General features: G+C 62.3%; 18 protein-coding genes and 3 tRNA genes. 5 read left to right on the forward strand and 16 right to left on the reverse strand.

The features are described 5' to 3' along the window. Window positions 1-15: 15 nt before the first annotated feature. Window positions 16-531, reverse strand: coding sequence for a sigma-E factor negative regulatory protein (locus ACFOW7_RS07485; protein WP_378162703.1), 516 nt, complete (start codon window positions 529-531; stop codon window positions 16-18). Between the two features lie 16 nt (window positions 532-547). Beyond that, window positions 548-1,153 carry an RNA polymerase sigma factor RpoE gene (gene rpoE / locus ACFOW7_RS07490; protein WP_378167988.1) on the reverse strand — a complete coding sequence of 202 codons (606 nt, stop codon included), beginning with the start codon at window positions 1,151-1,153 and terminating at the stop codon, window positions 548-550. A gap of 372 nt (window positions 1,154-1,525) precedes the next feature. Between rpoE and nadB the strand changes: the two genes are divergently transcribed. After that, window positions 1,526-3,106, forward strand: coding sequence for an L-aspartate oxidase (gene nadB / locus ACFOW7_RS07495; RefSeq protein ID WP_378162705.1), 1,581 nt, complete (start codon window positions 1,526-1,528; stop codon window positions 3,104-3,106). Window positions 3,107-3,491: 385 nt separating this feature from the next. Here nadB and ACFOW7_RS07500 read toward each other — a convergent pair whose 3' ends face one another. From ACFOW7_RS07500 to ACFOW7_RS07520, 5 genes are all read right to left on the reverse strand, one after another. After that, window positions 3,492-6,197 carry a TonB-dependent receptor plug domain-containing protein gene (locus ACFOW7_RS07500; protein ID WP_378162707.1) on the reverse strand — a complete coding sequence of 902 codons (2,706 nt, stop codon included), beginning with the start codon at window positions 6,195-6,197 and terminating at the stop codon, window positions 3,492-3,494. 576 nt (window positions 6,198-6,773) lie between these two features. Next, the gene (locus ACFOW7_RS07505) at window positions 6,774-9,437 is read right to left on the reverse strand and encodes a TonB-dependent receptor (RefSeq protein WP_378162709.1); all 2,664 of its coding nucleotides are present in this window, start codon (window positions 9,435-9,437) and stop codon (window positions 6,774-6,776) included. Between the two features lie 252 nt (window positions 9,438-9,689). Further along, window positions 9,690-10,121, reverse strand: a complete 432-nt coding sequence (locus ACFOW7_RS07510; protein WP_378162711.1) for a protein YgfX — start codon at window positions 10,119-10,121, stop codon at window positions 9,690-9,692. Window positions 10,122-10,127: 6 nt separating this feature from the next. Next, window positions 10,128-10,814: an SIMPL domain-containing protein gene (locus tag ACFOW7_RS07515; protein ID WP_378162713.1), complete on the reverse strand. Its 687-nt coding sequence runs from the start codon at window positions 10,812-10,814 to the stop codon at window positions 10,128-10,130. A 48-nt stretch (window positions 10,815-10,862) separates the two neighbouring features. Next, entirely contained in the window at window positions 10,863-11,222 is a 360-nt protein-coding gene (locus ACFOW7_RS07520; RefSeq protein ID WP_378162715.1) for a hypothetical protein, read from the reverse strand. 148 nt (window positions 11,223-11,370) lie between these two features. On the opposite strand from ACFOW7_RS07520, the gene ACFOW7_RS07525 reads away from it, so the two are divergent. Next, window positions 11,371-11,715: a hypothetical protein gene (locus ACFOW7_RS07525; protein ID WP_378162718.1), complete on the forward strand. Its 345-nt coding sequence runs from the start codon at window positions 11,371-11,373 to the stop codon at window positions 11,713-11,715. A gap of 153 nt (window positions 11,716-11,868) precedes the next feature. Here ACFOW7_RS07525 and ACFOW7_RS07530 read toward each other — a convergent pair whose 3' ends face one another. Continuing rightward, a complete protein-coding gene (locus ACFOW7_RS07530; RefSeq protein ID WP_378162722.1) occupies window positions 11,869-14,589 on the reverse strand; it encodes an ATP-binding protein in 2,721 nt (906 codons plus the stop codon). A gap of 3 nt (window positions 14,590-14,592) precedes the next feature. Then, window positions 14,593-16,866 (reverse strand): ribonuclease R, encoded by a 2,274-nt coding sequence (gene rnr, locus ACFOW7_RS07535; RefSeq protein WP_378162724.1) that lies wholly within the window; start codon window positions 16,864-16,866, stop codon window positions 14,593-14,595. 72 nt (window positions 16,867-16,938) lie between these two features. Here rnr and ACFOW7_RS07540 point away from each other — a divergent pair. The 3 genes from ACFOW7_RS07540 to ACFOW7_RS07550 all read left to right on the forward strand — a co-directional run bounded on the left by ACFOW7_RS07540 (window position 16,939) and on the right by ACFOW7_RS07550 (window position 17,608). Beyond that, window positions 16,939-17,025 (forward strand) — tRNA-Leu (locus ACFOW7_RS07540). Between the two features lie 212 nt (window positions 17,026-17,237). Continuing rightward, window positions 17,238-17,324, forward strand: a tRNA-Leu gene (locus ACFOW7_RS07545). 197 nt (window positions 17,325-17,521) lie between these two features. Continuing rightward, window positions 17,522-17,608: transfer RNA gene (locus ACFOW7_RS07550), tRNA-Leu, on the forward strand. 155 nt (window positions 17,609-17,763) lie between these two features. On the opposite strand, the gene ACFOW7_RS07555 is transcribed toward ACFOW7_RS07550, so the two are convergent. From ACFOW7_RS07555 to hfq, 7 genes are all read right to left on the reverse strand, one after another. Further along, window positions 17,764-18,519: a pyridoxine 5'-phosphate synthase gene (locus ACFOW7_RS07555; RefSeq protein WP_378162727.1), complete on the reverse strand. Its 756-nt coding sequence runs from the start codon at window positions 18,517-18,519 to the stop codon at window positions 17,764-17,766. Between the two features lie 4 nt (window positions 18,520-18,523). Next, window positions 18,524-19,819: an adenylosuccinate synthase gene (locus tag ACFOW7_RS07560; protein WP_378162729.1), complete on the reverse strand. Its 1,296-nt coding sequence runs from the start codon at window positions 19,817-19,819 to the stop codon at window positions 18,524-18,526. A 116-nt stretch (window positions 19,820-19,935) separates the two neighbouring features. Further along, window positions 19,936-21,093: an ATP phosphoribosyltransferase regulatory subunit gene (locus tag ACFOW7_RS07565; protein WP_449252218.1), complete on the reverse strand. Its 1,158-nt coding sequence runs from the start codon at window positions 21,091-21,093 to the stop codon at window positions 19,936-19,938. 143 nt (window positions 21,094-21,236) lie between these two features. Beyond that, on the reverse strand, window positions 21,237-22,115 hold the full coding sequence (hflC, locus tag ACFOW7_RS07570; RefSeq protein WP_378162731.1) for a protease modulator HflC: 879 nt from the start codon (window positions 22,113-22,115) through the stop codon (window positions 21,237-21,239). Between the two features lies 1 nt (window position 22,116). Next, window positions 22,117-23,322 (reverse strand): FtsH protease activity modulator HflK, encoded by a 1,206-nt coding sequence (gene hflK, locus ACFOW7_RS07575; RefSeq protein WP_378162733.1) that lies wholly within the window; start codon window positions 23,320-23,322, stop codon window positions 22,117-22,119. 3 nt (window positions 23,323-23,325) lie between these two features. Next, on the reverse strand, window positions 23,326-24,432 hold the full coding sequence (gene hflX / locus ACFOW7_RS07580; RefSeq protein WP_378162735.1) for a GTPase HflX: 1,107 nt from the start codon (window positions 24,430-24,432) through the stop codon (window positions 23,326-23,328). Window positions 24,433-24,523: 91 nt separating this feature from the next. Further along, window positions 24,524-24,778, reverse strand: a complete 255-nt coding sequence (hfq, locus tag ACFOW7_RS07585; RefSeq protein WP_378162737.1) for an RNA chaperone Hfq — start codon at window positions 24,776-24,778, stop codon at window positions 24,524-24,526. Window positions 24,779-24,810 lie beyond the last annotated feature (32 nt).

Below are 24,810 nucleotides of genomic sequence, written 5' to 3' on the forward strand. Positions count from 1 at the left end.
CTGATCTGGGAGAGGTCAATGGGTCATTGCCGGGCGAGACCGCATCCGCTCTGCTTCCTGACCCGTCAGGATCACGGGGCGATGCAGAACGGTAGTGCTGCCTACCAGGGACTGGTGAGCGGCCAGATAAGGATTGTCGACGGCTTCGCGCAGCACAGGGGTAGCGACCGGGGCATTGGCCGATACGATGGTTTCGGCATCATGGCTCAGGGCGGGACGACCCACATACCAGGCGGTGGCACTGACAAATGCGACCGAGGCGGCCATCGACAGGGCAACCCAGCGACGCCGTGGCAATTGGCGCCGCCGCTTGATGGCTGCCGGGGCGATCACGATCGGTTCGGCATCGAGCCTGGCCGAGAAGCGTTCCATAAAGTCGGACGACAGGACGGAATGCTGGTTCAAGGCATCGCCGATCAGGTGACAGGTATCCCAGTCGCGGCTGTCCTCTTCATCGAGCGCGGACAACAGTGCGTCCAGCTCGTGGTCGTCCAGCTCGCCATCGATCATAGCGGAGAGTTTTTCTTGCATCGTCATTCCACCCGAGTTACCAGCGCCGATCCTTGCCGGCGGTATCGATCAAGGGCCGCAGTTTGGCAGCGATCGCTTCGCGGGCACGGAAAATCCGCGAGCGCACTGTGCCGATAGGACAGTTCATCACTGAGGCGATGTCCTCGTAGGACAGCCCTTCCATTTCCCTAAGCGTAATCGCCGTGCGCAGTTCTTCCGGCAGGGCTTCGACCGCCTGATTGACCGTGGTGACGATCTGGCGGTTCATTAATTCGGTTTCCGGCGTATTGAGGTCGGGCAGCTGGGCTGCCGTATCGAGGGTTTCGCCGTCTTCATCCTCGTATTCGGTCGAGAGCAGCGGCCGGCGGCCCAATGAGGCCAGGTAGTTCTTGGCTGTGTTGATCGCGATCCGGTACAGCCAGGTGTAGAAGGCGCTCTCGCCACGGAACGAAGGCAGTGCCCGGTAGGCCTTGATAAACGCCTCCTGGGTCACATCTTCGATTTCGGCCTGGTCGCGGATCATGCGCGACAGCAGGCGGCCGATTTTACGATGGTATTTGGTCACCAGGAGCTCGAAGGCCTTTTTATCGCCTCGCTGCACTCGCAGCACCAGCTCCTGATCGATATCCCGCTCGCTCGCCATTTTCTTTTCTACCGCTACGACGGGGGTTTCAGCCACCGTCGCCGAAGCCTGCTGGACTTCAGTGATAGGGCGACGCTTGTCGTGGTCGATTGCTTTGCTTTGCTCGGGCGCGCGCTTGCGCTCCAGCTCCCAGGATTCGAGCAAGCTCGACGGACGCAGTGTAATCGTTTCCATCGGTTTACGGGCCTCTCTCTTGCTATTTTATTCCCTCGCGGGCACAGACCTTTGACCCCACCCCCCGCCAATAAGTTCCATCGATTCGGCATAACATTTCTTGCTGTGCTGCCAGCCCCGCTGGCGCTGCCGTCGAGCCCGAGCGGACGCTCTGCTATAGTGCTTCCCTTGTTCGATTGCTCCAGAAACCGGATCGCCATGCGTCATTTCGATGTGCTCGTCGTCGGCAGCGGACTCGCCGGCATGACCCTCGCCCTCCATCTTGCCAACCACAGCCGGGTCGGACTGGTGACAAAGCGCGCCCTGAGCGACGGCGCCAGCCAGTGGGCCCAGGGGGGTATCGCTGCCGTACTCGATCGCGAGGACAGCCTCGCCGCCCATGTCGAAGACACCCTGATCGCCGGCGCCGGTCTGTGCGATGAAGCCGTTACCCGGCATATCCTGGGCCACGCTGCCGCCGCCATCGACTGGCTGGTCGAACAGGGTGTGCCGTTCACCCCGGACGTCGCGCATGAAACCGGTTTCCATCTGACCCGTGAAGGCGGCCATTCACATCGCCGCATCATCCATGCCGCCGACGCCACCGGGGCGGCGGTGGTGACGACCCTGGCCGACAAAGTGCTGAACCACCCCAATATCACCGTTCTGCAAGATCATATCGCGGTCGATCTGATCGTCGGTGCCAAAGTCGGCCGGCCCGAGGCCGGTTGCCTGGGCGCTTATGTGCTCGACCGCCAGGCCGACCGGGTCATCACCCTGTCGGCCAGCCATACCGTGCTGGCCTGTGGCGGCGCCGGCAAGGTCTATCTCTATACCACCAACCCTGACACCGCCACCGGCGATGGGATCGCCATGGGCTGGCGGGCGGGCTGCCGGGTGGCGAATATGGAATTCATCCAGTTCCACCCGACCTGCCTCTACCACCCCTATGCCAAGTCCTTCCTGATTTCGGAAGCGGTGCGCGGTGAAGGCGGCTTGCTGCGTCTGCCCGACGGCACCCGCTTTATGCCGCAGCATGATCCGCGTGCCGAGCTGGCGCCGCGCGATGTGGTGGCGCGCGCCATCGACTTCGAGATGAAAAAGCATGGCCTCGATTGCGTCCATCTCGATATCTCGCACCAATCGGCCGAGTTTATCCGCCACCATTTCCCCACTATCCATCAGCGCTGCCTGGAACTGGGCATCGATATCACGCGCGAGCCGATTCCGGTCGTGCCGGCGGCCCATTACACCTGCGGCGGTCTGGTGACCGATCTGAACGGCCGCACCGACCTGCCCCATCTCTATGCCATCGGCGAGACCGGCTGTACCGGGCTCCATGGCGCCAACCGATTGGCCAGCAATTCGCTGCTCGAATGCCTGGTCCTTGCCCGCGCCGCGGCCGAGACGATTGCCGCAGCGCCGGCCCGGCACGCCGAGTCGCTGCCCGAATGGGACGAGAGCCGAGTGGTCGATGCCGATGAGCAGGTGGTGATTTCGCACAACTGGGACGAATTGCGCCGCTTCATGTGGGACTACGTCGGCATTGTACGGACCGACAAGCGCCTCCAGCGCGCAGCCAACCGAATCGAACTGCTCAAGCGCGAGATCGAAGAGTATTACGCCCATTTCCGCGTCAGCCACGATCTGATCGAGCTGCGCAATCTGGTCGATACGGCCGAGCTGATCGTGCGTTCGGCCCAGCAGCGCCATGAGAGCCGGGGTCTGCATTACAGCCGTGACTATCCCGATCTGCTGCCGCAGGCGCTGCCGACCATTCTGGCTGGGCGCAGCCGCTGAGCTCATGCTGGATGGGTAGCTTACCCATCCAGTATCAATCATTTATTTATCCAATTTTCCCGCACTGTGTCTTGCAGACATATTTCCTGATTTTTTATTAGTGTATTTCTGTCCAGAGCAGAGTCGCCGCCAAGCCTAGTCGGGTGCCAAGCGTCTGGGTTTTGCGATCTGTACACGCCGACTCCAACTCGGCCGGACAGGCGCTACAGCATTTCGCTGTAGATCGTCGGCACCGCCAAGTCTGGTTGAGCGCCATGTACCTGCACCCTGAGGGCCGGACACGCTGACCCCCAATGGCCTGGAAATGCGCTAGCGTCTCCCCCACCCAGCAAAAACGGCGACGGGGCCATACCCCGTCGCCGTCAATGGCGGATGCCAGGTCAGCTTAGAACTTGAAGGTCACGTTGCCGTAGAAGGTACGGCCGCGGGCGTCGCTGTAGCGGTTGTCAAAGCCCAGCTGTTGACCACCCTCGCTCTTGATCGACAGCGGCGGATCGCGATCGAACACATTGAGGATGCCCAGGGTCAGGCTCAGGTTCTTCATCGCCTGGAAGCGGGTCTGCCAATCGGTGGTCAGATCGGCGTGGACACGGCGGACCACATTGACGACCCGACCGGTCGGCCGGTCGTTCACGCCGAGTTCCTCGACGTTCTGCGGCTGATCCCAGTAGCGCGACTTGTAGTTCAGACCCAGGGTATGAGCCCAGGCGCCGTGCTCCAGCGTGGTGGACAGCTTGGCTTGCCAGCGGAAGGTGACGGCACCGTCGCTGTAGCGGCCGAGGTTGGAGTAGTACTCATCGCCGCCCGGACGCTGGAAGTCGTTCTTCAGCATATAGGTACCGGCCAGGGCGGTGACCAGCCGGCCGATCGGCAGCTTGGTGCCGACGCGGCCATCGAAGTCGATACCACGGGTACGCTGTTCGCCCAGGTTGGTGTTGAGCAGCGACACCGCCAGCTTCTGCTGGCCGAGCAGCGGATCGTTGTACAGCGAGAAGAACTGGCGATAGCGGACCGGATCGCCGAACACCACGTCTTCGGTCAGCTGGCCGATGGTGTCGCGCAGTACCACATTCCAGATATCCATACCGAACGAGACCTCGTTGCTCGGCTCGATCCGGAAGCCGAATGCCCATTGACGCGACTTCTCGGGCTTCAGATCGGGGTTGCCGCCGGCAAACTGGTCGTATTGCACTTCGCCGGCCGGGCAGTACTGCGACAGCGGGTCGTTGCGGCCGAACGGACAGGCATAGGGCGAACCGGTCACACCGTAGGATTGCAGAATCGGTGCAGTCTGTGGGACCGAAGGAGCGCGGAAGCCCGAGCCGATCGAGCCGCGCAGCAGCATCGAACGCGACGGCTGGTAGCGGGCAGCCAGCTTGTAGTTGGTGGTGCTGCCAAAGTCGGAATAGCGGTCATGGCGCAGCGCAGCGGTCAGTTCGAGGTCTTTCATGACCGGCAGGGCCAGTTCGCCGAAGGCGCCCCAGGCATGGCGCTTGACCAGGAAGGCCACTTCGCTCGACGAGTCGCCGACGATAAAGTTGCCGACACCACGGGCCATGGCGCTGGGCCGGTAGTCGGTCGATTCACGCCGGTAGTCGATACCGGCGCCCAGCATGGCCGCACCACCGCCGAGCTGGAACAGTTCGCCCGAAGCGTGGAAATCGACAAAGTCGAGCTTGGAGGTCGCGGCCTTGAACAGACCCCGGTTCTGAGCGTTGCGGATCAGGCTCATGCCCTCGTTGGACTGTTGGCCGATGCCAACAAACGGGTTGAGCTTGCCCGAATTGAGCGCTGCCAGCAGTTCGTTGCCCTTGAGCCAGCCGTCTTCGTGGGTTTCGGTCCAATCGTTGACCGAGTGGGTGTAAGCGGTCTCATAGTCCCAGCCGCCGATCAGACCCTTCATGCCGACCGTGACGTGCTTGGCCTCGGTCTCGTTGTTATTGGTGCGATGACCGGCATCGTAGAGGCGCCAGTGGGCGGTGACGTTGCCGGTGGCGCCGGCATCACGGGCGTAGTGGTAGAACGGAGAAGTGGTCGGAATCGGCACATCGCCCACCGACGGGGCGATCCGCGAAGTCAGCTCGAAGCGCGACCAGATCAGGTCGGCAAACAGCGTATGGTTGGCGCCCAGGGTCTTGCTGACCGAGACCAGCGCATTGTCGCGCTTCGATTCGGGCAGGATTTCAACCGAGCTGATGTAATCGAAATAGCAGGAGACATACTGCTTATTGGTGGTCGGATCGATATCGGTAACGGCCAGATGGTTGGCCGGACACTGGCCGTTGGCCTTGTAGTAGGGGCTGACCAGATAGCCATCGACCGCGATATTGGCCGGAATGCCGCGCGGCGAGCCGTTGAAGAACTGGTAGCGTTTGCCGCCGTAGGAGAAATTGATCAGGCCGGTCTTGGCAAAGTCGCGGTCGCCCGATTTGAGCAGCTTCTGCTCGTCGTGGCTGTAGGACAGCAGCACATTGAAGCCGTCGCTCGACAGGTCGCCAAAGCCCTTGGTGATATTGAAGCGGGCCTCTTCGCCACCACCATCCTGCGGCTTGATATAGCTGCCGAACACTTCGCCTTCGGTCTGCTTCTTGCGCAGGATGAAATTGATCACGCCGGCCACCGCATCGGAACCGTACAGGGCCGAGGCGCCGTCGGACAGCACTTCGATCCGCTCGATGGTGGCCAGCGGCAGGGTGTTGAGGTCGATACCGGCGCCGGCGCCGGTGATGGTCTGGCCGGCCCAGCTGGCGACGCGGCGGCCATTGACCAGCACCAGGGTGCGCGATTCGCCGATATTGTGCAGCGAGGCACCGGCAAAGCCGCCACCGCCACCACCGACTGCCTCGGACGACGCCGTGAAGCCCTGGATCGCCGGCAGTTTCTGTAGCAGTTCGGCCGCCGAGGTCGCACCGGTCTTCTGGATTTCGTCGCGGCGGAACACCTGCACCGGCAGCGCGCCTTCCTTGGCAATCCGCTTGATACTGGTACCGGTCACTTCGATCTTCTCGGCCTGCTGTACCTCTTCGGCCCAGGCATTGGCACCGACACAGCCGATGGCCGCGATGGCCAGCGCAACTCGCTTCAATTTCATTGATGTTCTCCCCTGCTGAAACGATTGGTTTGCGGAAGGCCCGTCTCCCGGCGGACCCACCGCGCGACGGCCGGAAAGGGCGACTAAGGTCGTCTGGCGTTTTCCGGTCGGATGCAAGCGATCATAGAAGGCAGCACCAAGGTGCAGCAATGAAGGTGTGCGCATTTGCCGCACGGCCCTGAAACCTGTATTCAATATGCAACATACAGCCTGGCAGACCTGTTGGTATCGTGCAGTTATCCCGCCTGAGGGCCTGGCTTCCCCTTGTGGCTCCGATCGGACGGCGAGACGACACCAAATACACCGTTATTGAATTTTTGTTTAAAAACACAAATACAATACTTCATGTCTTGCACAAATATTTCACATTTTTTTATTTTCCCTCCACAACTCCAGACATCGAGCACTCATCGCTGCTCACCTCCCCCGGCCCTCCGTCTTGCCGACCCAGCAGGTCAGCAGTGTTGCAAATAGATAACACCTTATCTGGCTCCCATAGCAAAAACGCCACCCTGCAACAGGGTGGCGTTTCTGTGTGAGTCCGGGCGAGAGCCCGACGCCGATCAAGCCGTTCGATCAGAAGAAGGTGTAGCTGCCGCTGATATAGAGCATGCGGCCACGACCATCGATCAGGTTGCCGTTGTAGCCGCTCGAGGCGGTCGAGCCGGACTGGATCGACGGTGGTTCGCGATCGAACAGGTTCTTGGCGCCGAACACCAGACGGGCACCCTTGATGCCCTTGTACGCCAGCTGCCAATCGACCGTGGTGAACGAGGACACGCGACGGGTCTGGGCGGTCACACGGCTCGGCACCTCGTCGTCGCTGTAGCTGTCGACGAAGTTGATATTGAGCGTGTTCTCCCAGCTGCCGCTGTCGAGGTTGAAGGTGGTGGCGTTGCGGATACGCGGGTAGTCGATGATATCGACGTATTCCTGGAGTGGATCGGCCACCTTGGTAGCCGGATCGACCACCGACTTCTTGTGGCTGCGCACATAAGTCATCGCATTGGCAAAGCTGAACTTGCCAACACTGCCAAGATCGGTCGAGAACTTCAGGTCGATGTCGAAGCCGTCGGTCTTGGTAACGCCCAGGTTGAGATATTTGTCGTAGACCTCAGCGATCGGACCGGGGATGCGAGTGCCATTGGGCAGCACTTCATCGGGCAGGCGACGCACGAAGCGCGGGTCGTTGGGGAACTTGTCCACCACCACTTCGCCGGTCAGGTTCTCGATCGACTTCTTCTTGTCGATGCGGAAGTAGTCGATGCCGAACGAGACATTACGCACCGGCTCGAACACCAGACCGAGGTTGTAGCTCTTGGCGGTTTCGGGCTCGAGTTCGGCGTTGCCGATCACCTGGGTCTTGAACTGGAAGCCGCCGCAGTCCTGGTCGACCTGTGTCACCGGGCAGCGCAGCGGATCGGTGATGAACTCGAACGACTCCGACTTCTTATAGAGCTGGAACAGCGAAGGCGCATGGAAAGCCTCGTTGTAGGAAGCACGCAGCAGCAGATTGCTGCTGGGCTGGAAGCGCAGGGCCACCTTGGGGCTGGTGTTGCTGATCGAGCGGCCGGCATATTTGTAGCGGTCGCCGCGCAGCGCCAGTTGAAGCTCCAGTTGTTTCAGCAGCGGCACATTGAGTTCGGTGAAGATCGAATCGACGTCCTGGCGGCCGTTGGCGCCGCTGTCCTGGGCGGTCGAGAACACGTTGCCGGCCTGGACATTGATATCCGGCACATTCTTGATCTCGTCGCGGCGGATTTCGAAGCCCACGGCCATACCGAGCGGGCCGGCCGGCAGTTCGGTCAGTTCGCCCGACAGCTTGCCGTCGATATATTTCGAAGTCGACTTGCCCTTGCTATGCATCGGGCCGACCAGCAGCGAATTGATCACTTCGGGGCTGTTGGTCTTGAACGGGTCGATCCGGCCGGTGGCCAGCGCTTCGCGGAACTTGCTCGCGTTGTAGTAGCCGTTCTGAATCTGCTCGGTTTCACTGGCCGAGTAGCCGGCGGCCACTTCGTAGTCCCAGTTGCTGAAGGTGCCTTTGACGCCACCGAGCAGGCGGTAGGTGTCGGTGTCGTAGTCCATGATCCGGCCGCCCGCTTCGAGCGGACGGTAGCGCACCAGGGTGTAGGCGCCGCTGCCACGGAACGGGTTGGTCGGGGCATCGGGGTTGATCAGGTAGCGGAAGGAGCCGTCCTGGTTGAATTCCTGATCGCCGACCAGCGGGCCGGGGGCAAGCCGGGTGGTGGTCTTGGAGTTGCTGAACGAGCCTTCGATAAACAGGCGGGCGTTCTCGCTCAGGGTCTTGTTGAACGAGGCGAAGGTGCTGTAGCGCTCGCTCTCGGGTTGCAGATCCTGATACGGGTTGAAATCGAATGCGCAGAAGGAGCTGTTGCCGCTGCGGCGGACATTCTCAGGCGGGCAATTGGCCGCGGACTGGAACACCAGCGGGGCATTGGGGGTACGCGGATCGTACTTGGCGTAAGAAATCGGAAAACCCGTGCCGCTGCGGCCGTCGCGGCCGTTGCGCGGACGCTGGTCGGCAAAGCGGCTCCACGGCCGGTCGACCTGGCGGATGGCTTCACGGGTCAGGAAGTCGAACGAGACCAGCAGGTTATAGCCGTCGGCTGCCAGGTCACCCAGACCGCCCGACAGGGTGGTGCTGAATTCCTCACCGTCGCCGCGATCGGACTGACGGTAGCCGGCCTTGGCCTCGAGGCCCTTGTAGTTACGTTTGGTGATGATATTGACCACGCCGGCGATGGCATCGGAGCCGTAGATGGCCGAAGCGCCGTCCTTGAGCACTTCGACCCGCTCGATCGCGCCGACCGGCAGGGTATTCAGATCGACGAAATTGCCGCCGCTCGAATCGAAGCTGGCCACCGCCACCCGGCGGCCGTTCAGCAGCACCAGCGTGCTGCTCGGGCCAAGGCCGCGCAGCGAAACCGAGGAGAAGCTGGCCGAGTCGGAGATCGCCACAGTCTGGTCGCCGAAGCTGCCGGCGTTGGCGGTCAGCGATTGCAGCACATCGGCCACCGTCTGGGCGCCCGAGCGTTCGATCTCTTCACGTTTGACCGTCACCACCGGCAGCGCGCCTTCCTTGCTGACCCGTTTGATACTGGTGCCGGTCACATCGATCCGCTCGGCTTTGGCAACCTCGGCGGCCTGGACGCTGAAACCCAGACCGGCATAACCGATCGCAGCCACGGCCAGCGCGACTCGTTTCAATTTCATCATTCTTAGTTTTCCTCTACCTGCTGAATAAGACGACTCCACAGCGTCACCGGCGCCAACCGGTCCATGCGCTTTGAAGACTCTCCGGATACTTGCGGGATGGGCCACCGGTCAGAGCTGGCGACCCGGCCCCGATCATAGAAGCCGGGCTTGATCAGCGGCAATCGAATCGGCCGGCGATACGACAGCGCTTGGCGCGAATGTTAAAAAAATACAACATTCTTGCCACTAACACTGGCGCGAACAGCGCGTCTGTCAGCGAGAAATCTGTTGTGAGGAAGAAACATCCGTGATCGACCAGGCCAGGCGGGCGCGCAGCCGCCGCCAGTCGTCGGCGCTCAGGCTATCGGGCCATAGCCACAGGCGCTGCGGAGCGCCGGGCAGCCGCAGCGCCAATACCACCAGCCAGCGGGTGCAGAGCAGAGGACGGTAGTGCTCGACGGCGTGCAAGGTGGCCGCGTCGCCGAGCTGCAAGCGGCCGTCCGGTTCGAATTCAAGCCGGACGGGAAAGGCGGGCTGGCGGCGGCTTTCGCCATAGAGCAGCAGTGCCGTCAGCGCACCGTATTCGGGAGCCAGCCCGGCCGCCCACGGCGCCAGCAGGGCGGCCATCCGCAACAGGGCGGCCGCCATGTCCTGCCGACGTGACGGTCGGAGCTGTAGACGCTGCGCGGGCGGGCCCGGGCGCATCGGAAATCACTCGAGTTCGATGGTGCCGTTGACGCTGACTGTCACCTGGCTGCTGCCGGCCTCGACCGGCGGCGAGGCCGGCGCGGCGGCCATCACGGCACCCCGGCTGAAGCTCTCGAAACGCGGCTGCGGTCCGCCGCTTTGCTGGGTATTGATGGCCAGACCGACCAGCTTGTAGCCTTTGCCGCCAAGGCTTTTCTGTACCGCCTCGGCACGCTGGCGGAAAGCCTTGACCGCGGCGTCGATCAGTTCGGTTTCCGCCTTGTCGCGGCTGGCCGGCGCCACCGAGAAATTCATTTCCGCCAACTGCATCTTGGCCTGCAATTTGCCGACCAGTTCGGCCAGCTGCTTGGGATCGCCGCTCTCCAGCCGCAGATCGGCCCGGCCGCGCCAGCCGGCCGGTTTATTGTTCTGGCTGTAGAGCGGGTAGGTCTGGTTGCCCGACACCGCCGCCTTGATCGCCGGATAGGCACGGGTCAGCGCCAGTGCCTCATCGAGCGAGCGGTTAAGCCGATCGGCCAGCGCCGCCGGCTGCGGGTCGCTGAATTCCACATACAGCGTGGCCTGCACCCAATCATTGACCACTTCGCGCCGGACTTCGGCCTGTAGGCTGATCTGGTTGTAGCGCGGCACCTCGGCTGAAGCGACGGTGGCTGCCAGGGCCAGCACGGCCAGGCGGATGGAAAACGGCATAGCAAACCTCCAAAGGCAAGCGCACAGCGGCGCAATAACGGCAACGGCCTAGTGCAGGCCGTGATCGACCGGGGAATTGTGGATGTCCTGATCGATGGTATCCATCACCACCGTATGGATCTCGACGTCGAACCACTCCCAGAACAACTTGAGCGTGCGGCTCTTGGGCCACAGCTTCTCGTCCTGATACCAGGAGGCCAGCTCCATCTCGAACACCTTGTCGGCGATATCGTCGATATAAGCGATACCGTCCTCCTGCTCGTTGACTTCGGGAATCATCAGGACCGTGCAGTCGCTGCGGATATCGGCCAGCGACAGGGTGACATCATTGCCGGGCATCTGGTTGAGCCAGTCGAGAAACGGCTGCTTGGGCTTGATGACGGCGATCGAACGATCCACGAAATACATCGGCATTCTCCAATAAGGGGTTGGCGCAATCGGGCAAGGGTAACACGCCCGCCATAGCGTCCGTCTTGGCGGCCGCGCGCGAGTTTACTTAGAATGAGGTCGAGCAGCGCCCCGGCCGGCGCACCCCTCCCCCACCCTACGGGCTGCCATGTTCGATCAACGCACATCGAGTCGTCGCCTGGTCCGCTGGAAAGCGGCCGTTATCCCGACCCACCAGCCCGACCACATCATTCAGGCCCATGCCACCGAGGTAGCGGCCAAAGGCATTTCACTGTTCTGTGCGGAACAGCTGTTTCCGCACTTCACCTACCGCATCATCCTGCAAATTCCCGACGTGCTGCATATCAGCGTCAGCTATGTCGAGGTCTACGGTAAACCGATCTATTCCTCGCTGGTCGGTCCGCTGGGCGAATTCCGCACCGGCGTCAAATTGACCGAGGTCAGCAATGAATACCGCACCAAGATCGACCAGTTGATCCGTGGCATGGCCTGAAGACGGCCTGAGCCGTCCTGGACACGGAACAGCCGGTCAGCGCATTCCGCATAAAATATCATGCAAAACATTTGCAAGATACATAGCGGAAAATAAAGAAAATATATTGGAAAGTGCCAGAAATCCGGACCACTTGTATTGACCGTTGGTCACTCAGCCCGGCTGGTGGACCCGCTCGGCCAGCCATTGCCGCAGCATGGCACCGGTGGCATCGCCCGCTTCGCGCAGACGACCGATCGCGTCAAGGTCAACCCGACCATCACGCCCGGCCCGCTCGACGGCATAGGCCGCATCGCTGGGCTGAGTCAGCGCGAGCGCGCCAAAACTTCCCTTCATCTTATGGGCCAATTGCGCCAGACCGGTCGGATCGGCCGCGGCCGTCAGCTGGTCGAGCAAAGTGCGCCGTTGCGGCCACTCTTCAAGCAGCAGGCCGACCAGCTCGGCCAGCAGGACCCAGTTGCCGCCACACAGCTCAGCGGCCCGGGCGGCATCCCAGTTGCGCGCCGGCGCGGAGGCGGACGGCTCCAATACAGAATCGAGAACCGTAGACAAGGAAGGGGTAAGCGCAGGTGGTGTCGGCATCATGGCAGCAGGGCTAGGTACAGCGGTGGCAGGCGGGGTGGCCGCAGGCAGCAGCGGCGCAGGCCCGAGATTGGCCGCCACCCGGGCCAGCACCAGATCGAGTGCTTCGAGCGATAGCGGCTTGGTCAGATAATCGTCCATTCCTGCCGCCAGGCAGCGACCTCGGCTGTCGGCCGTGACATCGGCGGTCATGGCGATGATCGGGATATGTCGTCCGGGCGGCTCCTCGGCCCGGATCAGCCGGGTGGCCTGCAGGCCGTCGAGTTCGGGCATCTGCATATCCATCAGGATCAGGTCGTAGTCGTGGTCGCGCTGCCGTGCCAGCGCCTGGGCGCCGTTGTGGGCAATGGTCACCCGGTGGCCGGCGCGTTCGAGCACGGCGGTGGCAAGCCGTTGATTCATCGCATTGTCTTCGGCCAGCAGGATATCGAGTGAGCGCAGCGAGCCCGAGGCCATCGGTATCACGGTTTCAGGCGGCGGGCTGGCCGGCTGGAGCTGGACCGTGAAATGGAAGGTGCTGCCGACACCCGGCAGGCTGTCGGCCCATAGCCGGCCGCCCATCGCCGCCACTAGCCGCCGCGAGATGGTCAGGCCCAGGCCGCTGCCGCCATAGCGCCGAGTGATCGATTCGTCGGCCTGGGCAAATGCCTCGAAAATCGCATCGAGCTTATGCGGCGGAATCCCGATGCCGGTGTCGAGCACGGCCGCGCTCAACTCGAGCGCATGGTCGTTGCCATTGGCCTCGAGCCGCAGCTCGACGCCGCCTGTTTCGGTGAATTTGATCGCATTGCCCAGCAGATTGATCAGCACCTGCCGCAAACGACCCTCGTCGCCCTCGACCCAGCGTGGCAGATCGGGCGATACCGTGAGGGTCAGGTTCAGATGCTTTTCCTCGGCCCGGAAGCGGATCAGCCCCATGGTCTTGCGGGCCAGGGCATGCAGATCGAATACATGCTGATCGAGCGCGAGCTTGCCGGCCTCGATGCGGGAGAAGTCGAGAATGTCGCCGACCAGCCCAAGCAGGCTGTCGGCGGCATAGCGGATCACTTCGAGATGACCCTGCTGACTGGGGTCGAGCACCGTATCCTGCAGCAGCCGCGCCATGCCAATGATCGCGTTGAGCGGGGTGCGGATTTCGTGGCTCATATTGGCCAAAAACTGGCTCTTGGCCTGGTTGGCCGCTTCGGCCGCCTCTTTCGCCGCCACCAGTTCCTGTTCGAATTGCTTTCTGAGCGACAGGTCGTACCACACCGCCAGCAGCAGGGTGCGCCGCCCCACCGTCACGGGCGACAGGGTGACTTCGACCAGAATCTCGCTGCCATCGGCGCGCAGCAGCAGCCATTCATAGCGATGCCAGCCGCGCTTGAGCGCGCGCTCGGCCATCTCGATGGCCTTGTCGCGCGAAGAACGGCCATCGCTTTGGCGTTGCGGATAAAAACGGGCCGGGTCGCCCTCGATCAATTGCTGGCGACTGGCCAGCCGCAGCAACTGCACGGCGGCCCGGTTGCAGTCGACGATGCAGTCGTCGACCGGATCGAACAGCAACATCGCATTGGCCGATTGCTCGAACAGTACCCGGAAGCGCTGTTCCGACTGGACCCGTTCGGTCACATCCTGCGCCGTCAGCAGCATGGCCTGGTCGCCGCTGACCGGGTCGATGGCGCGGTGCAGGATATAGCCGTACCAGCGCGGCTGCGGCTGACTGGCCAATAGCCGCTCCCCCTGGTCCACCCCGTTCTCGATCGCGCCACGCCAGACTTCGCGTCCCTCCTCGACCGGGTCGAACAGCTCGAAGAAGCTGGCACCTTCGCTGCCCAGTTGCGGAAAGGCCCGCAAGGCAGCCGGGTTCTTCATCAGTACCCCGCCTTCGAGATCGAACATCACCACGGCAATGGCGAAATGCAGGACCGCCTCGACCCCGCGCAGCGCCGCCGGGTCGGTTTCCCCGGCCCCGCGTTCGGCTTGCAGCAGCATGCCGTGACCGCCGCCCGCCAGATACATTGGCGCAGTGCTCAGCGCGATATGGTGGGCGCTCAGCCCGGGAAAACGATGCCAGTCAAGCGCCACCGGTTCGCCGCGCCACAGCGCTTCGTGCAGGGCACCGAGCGAATCCCAGGCCGCCTCGTCGCAGTCGAGCGTGCGCCGGCTCAACGCTGCCGCATCGTCGGCCTGCCATAGCCGCAATCCGGCGGCATTGGCCCAGACGATGCGCCGCGCCGCAAGGTCCAGTACCCATACGGGTACCGATAGCCAGGCGAAACGGTCGCATTCCTCCCAGGCAAGTGGCTTCATCGTCTATTTCCCTTTGCGCGCGGCGCGCGCCGGCTTGGGCTCGGAGGTGTCGGGCGACGCCGTGGCGGCTTCGACCAGAGTCAGCTCGATCCGGCTGGTTTCCAGATCGACCCGGGCCACCCGGACCCGCAAGCGGTCGGTCAGGCCAAAGCTGCGACCGCTGCGCTCGCCGCGCAAGGTGTGGCTCGGCGCATCGAAATGGAAGTAGTCACTGCCCAGTTCGGAGATATGCACCAGGCCTTCGACATAGAGGTCGCTCAGCAGCACGAACACCCCGAAACCGGTGGTGGCGGTAATGATGCCGTCGAATTCCTCGCCGATCTTGTCGCGCATGAAGAAGCACTTGAGCCAGTTCTCGACATCGCGGGTGGCTTCGTCGGCGCGGCGCTCGGTCGCCGAGCAGTGATGGCCGATCGCGGCCCAGTCGCCCGGCTGGTAGCGCGTGCCGGCCAGTACCGCCTTGATCGAACGATGTACCAGCAGATCGGGATAGCGCCGGATCGGCGAAGTGAAATGGGTATAGGCCTCATAAGCCAGCCCGAAATGGCCGAGCCGCTCGGGACTGTAGACCGCCTGTTGCAGCGAACGCAGCATCAGGGTCTGCAAGAGCGCCGCATCGGGTCGTGGCTTGATCTGGGTAATCAGCTCGGCATAGTCGCGTGCCTCGGGATCGTCCCCGCCGCCCAGGCTCAGACCGCGTTCGTTGAGAAAGCGCCGCAACGCTTCGAGCTTCTGTTCGGTCGGCCCTTCGTGGATACGGTACAAGGCCGTATGGTGATGCTGGCCCAGATAGTCGGCTGCGCAGACATTGGCCGCCAGCATGCATTCCTCGATCAGCCGATGGGCATCGTTGCGCCGGACCGGAACGATGCGTTCGATCTTGCCGTGGTCGTTGAATTCCATCACCGTTTCGGTGGTCTCGAAGTCGATGGCGCCACGCCGCTCCCGTTGCCGCAGCAGCACCTTGAACAAGGCGTATAAATCCTGCAGGCCCGCCACCAGCCCACCCCGCTTCTGGGCGGCTGGACCGATGGGCTGTTGCAGAATGTCCCAGACCTCGTTATAGGTGAAACGGGCCTTGGACCGCATCACTGCCGGATAGAAACGGTAGCTTTTGATCTTGCCGCGCGCGCCCAGCGTCATATCGCACACCATGCACAGCCGCTCGACTTCCGGATTGAGCGAACAGATACCGTTCGACAGCGCTTCGGGCAGCATCGGAATCACCCGGCGCGGGAAATAGACCGAGGTACCGCGCTCATAGGCGCTCCGATCAAGTGCATCACCCGGCCGCACATAGTGCGAGACATCGGCAATCGCCACCACCAGCCGCCAGTCGCGGCCCTGGCGTTCGGCATAGACCGCATCGTCGAAGTCACGCGCAGTCTCGCCATCGATGGTGACCAGATCGAGTTCGCGCACATCGACCCGCTCCAGCCCTTCGGGCGTCTTCCAATCCTGCTTCCTGACTTTTTGCGGGGTACGCTCGGCCTGTGCTTGGGCCTCGGCCGGGAATTCACGCGGCAGGTCGTGTTTGCGCAGGGCGATTTCGATTTCCATGCCCGGGTCGCCGTAATTGCCGAGCACCTGGACGATGCGGCCCATGGGCTGGGTATAGTGGCTGGGCTGGGTCAGCAGTTCGACCATCACCACCTGGCCCGGCTCGGCGGCCAGGCTGCCCGAGCCCGGCTCGATCAGGATGTCCTGACTGATCCGTTTTTCCTCGGCCACCACGAAACGCACGCCGCGATCGTCGAACAGACGGCCGACCAGCAGCTTATTGACCCGCTCCAGCACCTCGACGATCTTGCCCTCGCGCCGGCCACGGCGGTCGATGCCGATTTCGCGCGCCATCACCCGGTCGCCATGGAGCGCCTTGTACATTTCCTTGGGCGACAGAAACAGATCGGGACTGCCGTCATCGGGCACCACAAAGCCAAAGCCATCGGCATGGCCCTGCACCCGGCCCTTGATCAGGTCGAGCTTGTCGGCGACGCAGATGGCGCCTTTGCGGTTGATCACGATATCGCCTTCACGCGCCATGGCGTTCAGACGACGCTGGAAGAAATCGGCCTCGTCGGGCTGGATCGCGAACAACTCGACCAGTTCCTCGACCGGCATCGGGGTGCCACGTTCGACCAGCAGTTGCAGCATATAGCCGCGACTGGGCAATGGATTGGAATAGCGCTGCCGTTCCTGTTCGAGATAGGGGTCGGCGGCGCGCAGCGCCTGGGCGGCTTTGGGTAGATGGGTGTTTTTACTTTTTGTATTGTCCATGCTTGACATGGTTTTTTCTTTCTCTATAATGCGCATCTCTCGACGCGCTGCTGCGAAGCAGCGATGTTCGAAGCCCAGGTGGCGGAATTGGTAGACGCACTAGGTTCAGGTCCTAGCGGTAGCAATACCGTGGAAGTTCGAGTCTTCTCCTGGGCACCACCGAATTCAACAGAGACCGCGAAGCAATTCGCGGTCTTTTGTTTTTTCTGTAGGCAATTAGCGTGCGTCGGTCCAGCCATGGATTGGCAGACCCGCGCTCGGGGGAAACAAATCGGAAAGTTTTGCGGATGAAATATTGACACTCCGGCGATTTTCCCTATAATACGGCCCTCTACGCAAGACAAATCGTTGCAAATCGACTGTCTAGCGTTGCCCAGGTGGCGGAATTGGTAGACGCACTAGGTTCAGGTCCTAGCGGTAGCAATACCGTGGAAGTTCGAGTCTTCTCCTGGGCACCACCGAATTCAACGAAAGACCGCGAAGCAATTCGCGGTCTTTTGCTTTATCCCTGCCCATCAAGTTTCGCAATATCTATCCTCCGATTTGATCAAGCCGCTGGCCCGCTTCCATCCTTAAAATTTTTCGCATCAATCGTTGACAGACTTTCTGAAATCTCTATAATGCACAGCTCTACGCCAGACGACAGTCTGACGTTGCCCAGGTGGCGGAATTGGTAGACGCACTAGGTTCAGGTCCTAGCGGTAGCAATACCGTGGAAGTTCGAGTCTTCTCCTGGGCACCACCGAATTGCCAAAAGCCGCGAAATCGATCAGGTTTCGCGGCTTTTTCATATTTCTCTGTTTTGTAGAAAAAAATCTGCAAAACGTCTGCAAGACTCAGAAATCTATCTAAACAAAAAATAAAATAGCCGGCCCGTCGAACGGGCCGGCTATCGGCTTAACTGCGTGCGGCCGCAATCACCTTCAGGTAATTGGCAACCGTAGCCGCCAGTCCATCGTAGAGTGCCTCGCCGATCAGGGCATGACCGATCGACACTTCCTCCACTTCCGGCAAAGCGCGCAGGAATGGCCCCAGATTGCGCTGATCGAGATCGTGCCCCGCATTGACCGCCAGACCGGCCGCACGGGCGCGGCGGGCAGTGTCGGCGCAGCGGGCCAGCTCGGCCGCATAATCGCCGCGGCTGAAGGCTTCGGCATAGGGGCCGGTGTAGATCTCGATCCGGTCGGCACCGATATCGGCAGCCAGCTCGATATCGGGCGAACCGGCGTCCATGAACAGGCTGACGCGGCAGCCATGGAACTTGAGTTCACGGATCAGCGGCTTGAGCCGTTCGCCGTCACGGCGCAGATCAAAGCCATGGTCGGACGTGATCTGACCATCGCCGTCGGGTACCAGGGTGGCCTGGGCCGGTCGCGTTTCGGCAATCAGGGCGCTGAGGCCCGGATAGCTGCCGCGCGGCGGGGCGAACGGATTGCCTTCGATATTGAACTCGACCGTAGCGGCCGTCAGCGCGGCCAGCGCGCGTACATCATCGGGCCGGATATGGCGCTGGTCGGGACGTGGATGCACCGTAATGCCGCCGCAGCCGGCAGCGATACAGCAGCGGGCCGCCTCGACCACATCGGGCAGCACACCGCCACGCGAATTGCGCAATACAGCGATCTTATTGACGTTGACGGACAGCACGGTCATCAGATCAGGCCTCGAACGGGTGACGCAGCACGATGGTTTCTTCGCGGTCCGGGCCGGTCGAGATGATATCGATCGGCGCGCCGGTCACGGCTTCGATCCGCTTGAGATAGTTGCGGGCAGCGAGCGGCAGCTCGTCGTAGCGCTTGATGCCGACCGTGCTGTCGCTCCAGCCCGGCATTTCCTCGTAGATCGGCTTGCAGCCGGCCAGCTCTTCGGCGCCCACCGGCAGGATATCGCGGCGCTGGCCGTCGATTTCATAGCCGACGCAGATCTGGATCGATTCCATGCCATCCATCACATCCATCTTGGTGATGCACAGGCCCGAGACGCCGTTGATCTGGATCGAGCGCTTGAGCGCAGCGGCGTCGAACCAACCGCAGCGACGCGGCCGGCCCGTGACCGAACCGAATTCATTGCCGCGCTTGGCCAGGCCAGCGCCCACATCATCGAACAGCTCGGTCGGGAACGGACCCGAGCCGACCCGGGTGGTATAGGCCTTGGTGATGCCGAGCACATAGTGCAGCATCTGCGGTGCCACCCCAGCGCCCGACGAGGCGGTGCCGGCCACGCAATTGCTCGACGTGACAAAGGGATAGGTGCCGTGGTCGACGTCAAGCAGCGTGCCCTGGGCACCTTCGAACAGGAAACGGCGGCCTTCGGCATGGCGCTCGTTCAAGAGACGCGATACATCGGCCACCATCGGCTTGATCCGCTCAGCCAGACGGAAGGTTTCTTCGAGGGTCTGCTGGAAGTCGATGGTATCGACGTGGTAGTAGTTCTTGAGGATGAAGTTGTAATAGTCGAGGTTCTCGCCCAGCTTGGCGGCGAAACGCTCGCGGTGGAACAGGTCCTGCACCCGGATGGCGCGGCGGGCGACCTTGTCTTCATAGGCCGGGCCGACGCCACGGCCCGTGGTGCCGATCTTGCCGGCGCCCTTGGCCTGTTCGCGCGCCTGGTCCATGGCAACATGGTAGGGCAGGATCAGCGGGCAGGCTTCGGAGATCTTGAGCCGCGAGGCCACATCGACGCCGCCGGCTTCGAGTTCGTCGATTTCGGTCAGCAGTGCCGACGGCGACAGCACCACGCCATTGCCGATATAGCAGGCCACGCCTTCGCGCAGGATGCCCGACGGGATCAGGCGCAACACCGTCTTCTTGCCGCCGATGATCAGGGTATGACCGGCATTGTGACCGCCCTGGAAGCGCACCACCCCATCGGCGTGATCGGTCAGCCAATCGACGATTTTGCCTTTGCCTTCGTCACCCCATTGGGTGCCAATCACGACTACATTACGGCTCATTGGAATCTTCCTCGTTCAGACTTAGGGAGTCCGCCGCGGACGGCGGGCCGGACGGCCGCTCGAAGGCCGGCCGGACAGGAATCGACGCGCGGGCCCGGCCCGCGCACTTCTCTATCTTAGGCGCCGAGCGGCACCACTTGCCATTGACCGCCGCGCTCGACCAGTTCGCGGTCGGCATGCAGCTCCTCGACATCGATCACCTCGCCCAGCCGTACCACCACCGTTTCGCCGGCACTGCGCAGCGCACGGATCGCATCGGCCAGGGCCGGATCGAGCCGGTCGGGTGCCAGAATGGCGCGCCGGGCCAGTGCCGGCGCCAGCCGGCGGCTCAGTTCCTTCAAATCGACGCTGAAACCGGTGGCCGGACGCGGCCGACCGAAGCGCTCGCCGACATGGTCATAGCGGCCACCGCGCGCCACCGCATTGGCCCAGCCTTCGGCATAGGCGGCAAACACCAGGCCGGTGTGGTAGTAGCCCGAGCGCAGCTCGGACAGATCGTAATGCGGCACGATGCCACGCGCGGCCAAGGCTTCGGTCAGATCGCGCAGCGCGGCAAGCGCGGCCGTAATGGGTGGCAGCGCAGGAAGTCGTTGCTCGGCCGCAGCCAGCACCTCGGCGCCACCATAGAGGGTCGGCAAGGCAGCAAGACCTTGCGCCAGCGGGGCCGGCAGACCGGCCACCAGCGCAGCAAGGCTTGGCAGGTCTTTCTGCTGGATGGCCCGGAATACCGCTTCGCGCCGCTCGCCGCTTAGCGCTGCCGCATCGGCCAGCGCCAGGAACAGGCCGATATGGCCGATATCGAGATGGACCTGTTCGATCCCGGCCAACCGCAGGCACTCGCGCATCAGCTCCACCACCTCCACATCGGCGGCCACACCGGCAAAGCCGTAGATTTCAGCGCCAAGTTGCAGCGGTTCGCGCGAAGACAGGATACCGTCGGGCAGCGCATGGACAGTCGAGCCGGCATAGCACAGCCGCGCCACCCCCTGACGGTTGAGCAGATGGGCATCGATACGCGCCACCTGCGGCGTGATATCGGCACGCAGACCGAGCTGGCGGCCCGACAGCTGATCGGTCAGCTTGAAGGTTTTGAGCTCCAGCGCAGCATCGGCAGGCGGCAGCAGCGAATCGACATACTCGATCAGCGGCGGCAGCACCAGCTCGTAGCCGAAACCGGCCGCCAGATCGAGCATGGCGCGGCGCAGGGTTTCCACGCGGCGGGCCTCGGGCGGCAGCAGGTCGGAGATATGTTCGGGCAGAATCCAGTTACGCATGGTGATCAGGCTTGGCAGTCGGGCGCGGCAGGCGCGCTGCTGAAAGGAACGGCGGACAGCAATTGGCCCCCGCCGTTCAGGGCGAGGGCCAGCTGCCGGGACGGATTATCCCACAGATTGCATCTCCAACGCGGCTAGCGATACTACTTAGCGCCAGCGCCGCGCGGATCCTTCATGTACTTGAAGAAATAGGAATTGGGCTCGAGCACCAGCACGTCGCCCTTGTTCTTGAAGGTCTGTTTATAGGCTTCAAGACTCTTGTAGAAGGCGTAGAACTCGGCGTTCTGACCGTAGGCGCTGGCATAGATGCCGGCTGCCTGGGCATCGCCCTCACCCATCAGCTTCTGGGCCTTGCTATAGGCTTCGGCCAGAATCACCACCCGCTTGCGGTCGGCTTCGGCCCGGATCGTCACAGCCTGGGCCGCACCTTCCGAACGCAACTGATTGGCGACGGTCTTGCGCTCGGACACCATGCGGTCGTATACCGCGTTGCTGATGTCGTCGGGGAAATCGACCCGCTTGAGCCGCACATCGATAATCTTCACCCCGATCTTGCGCGCATCGGCATCGACCACATCGCGCACCACATCCATCACCTGGTCGCGCTTACCCGAGATCACATCCTGCACGGTCTGCCGACCGAACTCGGCCCGCAGCACATCGTTGACGGTGCGACGCAGCCGCGCCTCGGCCTGGGTGGCATTGCCGCGCACACTCTTGTAGTAGCGCTCGACATCGGCCACCTGCCATTTGACGTAGCTGTTGACCAGCACATTCTTCTTTTCGATGGTGTTGAAGCGCTCGGGCGCTTCGGCATCCATGGTCAGCGTGCGGCGGTCGAAATAGCTCTTGGTCTGTAGCAGCGGAATCTTGAAGTACAGACCAGGCTCCTTGATCACCCGGACGATCTCGCCCCATTGGCTGACCAGGGCGTACTGGCGCTGGTCCACGGTAAACACCGACAGGCTGAGGATCAGCAAGCCGAACAACACGATAATCAGGGTCGGAATCAGTTTCTGCATATCAGCGGCCCTCTCTTTCACCCCGGATGCTCAGGTCCACCTTGGGCCGCAGCAGTTCCGGACTGGTCGAAGTCGGCAGTTCGATACTGTTGCGGGCAGCGGTAGCCGGATCGACCGCCGGCTGGGCGGCAGGTGCCGCTGGCAGGGCCGACTGCTGGAGCAGCTTATCGAGCGGCAGATAGAGCATGCTGTTGCCACCCGATTTCTGGTCGACCAGCACTTTGCTGCTATTGGTGAGGATCTGCTGCATCGCCTCGAGATAGAGCCGATCGCGCATCACCTGCGGGGCTTTGTTGTATTCGTCGACCACCTGGCGGAAGCGGGCCGCATCACCCTCGGCGCGGGCGATCACCGACTGCTTGTAGCCCTCGGCCTCCTTGATCAACTGGGCGGCGTCACCGTCGGCCTTGGGCACCACGGTATTGGCGTAGGCCGTCCCCTCGTTGGTGAGCTTGACCTTGTCCTGACCGGCCTTGACCGCATCGGCAAACGCCGCCTGGACCGGCTCGGGGGCCTGCACGTCGTTGATGTTGACGCGCGACACCTGGACACCGGTGCGGTAATGGTCGAGCAGGCTCTGCATCAGACGGGTGGTTTCGGCGGCAATCTGAGCCCGGCCTTCGTTCAGGACGAAGTCGACCTTATTGCGCCCCACCACTTCGCGGATCGCCGTCTCGGCCGCCTGCTTGACCAGGTCGGTGGCGTCGCGGTTGGCGGTGGCGTTGTTGAACAGGAAGTCCTCGGCATCCTTGATGTCGTATTGGACTTCGAGTTGCATATCGATGATGTTCTGATCCTGGGTCAGCATCAGCGATTCTTCGTTCTGCCGTTTGGTATCGCCGCGCGCGCCAATCTCGACCGAACGGATTTCGGACAGGTTGACGATCTCGTGCGATTCGATCGGCCAGGGCATGCGCCAACGCAGACCGGCATCGGTGGTTTCGAGGTAGCGGCCGAAACGCAGCACCACGGCCTGCTCGCGCACATCGACCGAGTAGAAGCCGCTGCCGAGCCAGATCAGGCCGATCAGCGCCGCCACCACCCCGACGCCGCCGAGCACGGCGCCGCTGCCCGGCGGAGTGCCTGGCTGATTGGGCTTGCCACCGAAGAACTGCTTCAGTTTGTTGAAGTATTCGCGAATGATTTCGTCGAGGTCAGGCGGACCGTCGTTGCGACGGCGGCCCCATTGCGGATCGGGTTGCGACATTGCTTATTCCGTGGTTGGGGAGATGGGCATCGCTTCGACCAGCGCCTGCCGCAACAAATCCAGGCCCTGGTTCATTTTCGCGCTTATGCGGACAGCGCGGATCTTACCATATTCGTCACGCTCGACCTGCGGCTCGCCTTGCTTGAGATCGATCTTGTTCCAGACCAGGATTTGCGGAATCCGGTCGGCACCGATTTCGGTCAGCACCTTGTTGACCTCGACGATCTGCATCTCACGGGTATCGCTGGCGGCGTCTACCACATGCAGCAATAAACTGGCCCGCACCGTTTCCTCGAGCGTGGCACGGAAAGCTGCCACCAGGCCGTGCGGCAGGTCGCGGATAAAGCCGACCGTATCGGACAATACCAGCGAATGCTCGTGATCGAGAAACAGCTTGCGGTTAGTGGTGTCGAGCGTGGCGAACAACTGGTTCGCTGCATAGACATTGGCGTGGGTCAGGGCATTGAACAGTGTGGACTTGCCGGCATTGGTATAACCCACCAGCGATACCGAAAACTGCCCTGCCCGTTCGCGCGCCCGCCGCTGGGTATCGCGCTGCTTCTGCACCTGGAGCAGACGCTCCTTGACCGATTTCATCTTGTCACCGATCAGGCGGCGGTCGATCTCCAGCTGAGTCTCGCCTGGGCCGCCCCGGGTGCCGATACCGCCGCGCTGCCGCTCCAGGTGGGTCCAGCCACGGACCAACCGGGTCGACAGATATTGCAGCTGCGCCAACTCCACCTGCAGTTTGCCCTCGGCGCTGCGGGCGCGCTGGGCAAAGATATCGAGGATCAGCCGGACCCGGTCCGACACCCGACATTGCAGCGCCCGTTCCAGATTGCGTTCCTGAGCGCCTGACAGGGCGTGGTTGAACAGCACCGTGCTGGCATTGCTGGCCTGCACCGCGGCGGCGATCTCCTCGACCTTGCCGCTGCCGGCAAACAGTTTGGCATCGGGCTTTTGCCGTTTGCCCTGGATCACCACCCGGGCTTCATAGCCATTGCCTTCAGCCAGCAGTTTGAATTCTTCAATGCTTTCGAGATAGTCGGGTTCGCCGAAATCCAGGCAAACCAGCACGGCCTCGTTACCGCCCTGATGGCGTTCGAACACTTATTGAACCTATGGAATGGGAGATGGAGTGGCAGCACCAACAGCAAGAACGCGGAGCAGTGCTGCTCCGCGCTCCCAGGCGCCCCGGCGATCAGGCGTCGGACTGGGCCTGTTCTTTCTGGTTATCGTAGGGGATGCTGACCGGACGGGCCGGTACGACGGTGGAGATGGCGTGCTTGTAGACCATCTGGGTCACGGTATTACGCAGCAGGACCACATACTGGTCGAACGATTCGATTTGGCCTTGCAGCTTGATGCCGTTCACGAGGTAGATCGACACCGGAACATGTTCTTTGCGCAGAATGTTCAGGAATGGGTCTTGTAGCATTTGCCCCTTCGCGCTCATGTTGTAATTCTCCGTTAATTGATTGAAAAACG

It is taken from the genome of Chitinimonas lacunae, assembly GCF_042650885.1.
GTDB classification, from domain to species: Bacteria; Pseudomonadota; Gammaproteobacteria; order Burkholderiales; family Chitinimonadaceae; genus Chitinimonas_A; species Chitinimonas_A lacunae.

Excerpts from the sequence above, each read along its gene's own strand:
- ACFOW7_RS07485 (WP_378162703.1), bottom strand. The coding sequence starts at position 531 with ATGCAAGAAAAACTCTCCGCTATGATCGATGGCGAGCTGGACGACCAC.
- rpoE (WP_378167988.1), bottom strand. The coding sequence starts at position 1,153 with ATGGCGAGCGAGCGGGATATCGATCAGGAGCTGGTGCTGCGAGTGCAG.
- nadB (WP_378162705.1), top strand. The coding sequence starts at position 1,526 with ATGCGTCATTTCGATGTGCTCGTCGTCGGCAGCGGACTCGCCGGCATG.
- ACFOW7_RS07500 (WP_378162707.1), bottom strand. The coding sequence starts at position 6,197 with ATGAAATTGAAGCGAGTTGCGCTGGCCATCGCGGCCATCGGCTGTGTC.
- ACFOW7_RS07505 (WP_378162709.1), bottom strand. The coding sequence starts at position 9,437 with ATGATGAAATTGAAACGAGTCGCGCTGGCCGTGGCTGCGATCGGTTAT.
- ACFOW7_RS07510 (WP_378162711.1), bottom strand. The coding sequence starts at position 10,121 with ATGCGCCCGGGCCCGCCCGCGCAGCGTCTACAGCTCCGACCGTCACGT.
- ACFOW7_RS07515 (WP_378162713.1), bottom strand. The coding sequence starts at position 10,814 with ATGCCGTTTTCCATCCGCCTGGCCGTGCTGGCCCTGGCAGCCACCGTC.
- ACFOW7_RS07520 (WP_378162715.1), bottom strand. The coding sequence starts at position 11,222 with ATGTATTTCGTGGATCGTTCGATCGCCGTCATCAAGCCCAAGCAGCCG.
- ACFOW7_RS07525 (WP_378162718.1), top strand. The coding sequence starts at position 11,371 with ATGTTCGATCAACGCACATCGAGTCGTCGCCTGGTCCGCTGGAAAGCG.
- ACFOW7_RS07530 (WP_378162722.1), bottom strand. The coding sequence starts at position 14,589 with ATGAAGCCACTTGCCTGGGAGGAATGCGACCGTTTCGCCTGGCTATCG.
- rnr (WP_378162724.1), bottom strand. The coding sequence starts at position 16,866 with ATGGACAATACAAAAAGTAAAAACACCCATCTACCCAAAGCCGCCCAG.
- ACFOW7_RS07555 (WP_378162727.1), bottom strand. The coding sequence starts at position 18,519 with ATGACCGTGCTGTCCGTCAACGTCAATAAGATCGCTGTATTGCGCAAT.
- ACFOW7_RS07560 (WP_378162729.1), bottom strand. The coding sequence starts at position 19,819 with ATGAGCCGTAATGTAGTCGTGATTGGCACCCAATGGGGTGACGAAGGC.
- ACFOW7_RS07565 (WP_449252218.1), bottom strand. The coding sequence starts at position 21,093 with ATGCGTAACTGGATTCTGCCCGAACATATCTCCGACCTGCTGCCGCCC.
- hflC (WP_378162731.1), bottom strand. The coding sequence starts at position 22,115 with ATGCAGAAACTGATTCCGACCCTGATTATCGTGTTGTTCGGCTTGCTG.
- hflK (WP_378162733.1), bottom strand. The coding sequence starts at position 23,322 with ATGTCGCAACCCGATCCGCAATGGGGCCGCCGTCGCAACGACGGTCCG.
- hfq (WP_378162737.1), bottom strand. The coding sequence starts at position 24,778 with ATGAGCGCGAAGGGGCAAATGCTACAAGACCCATTCCTGAACATTCTG.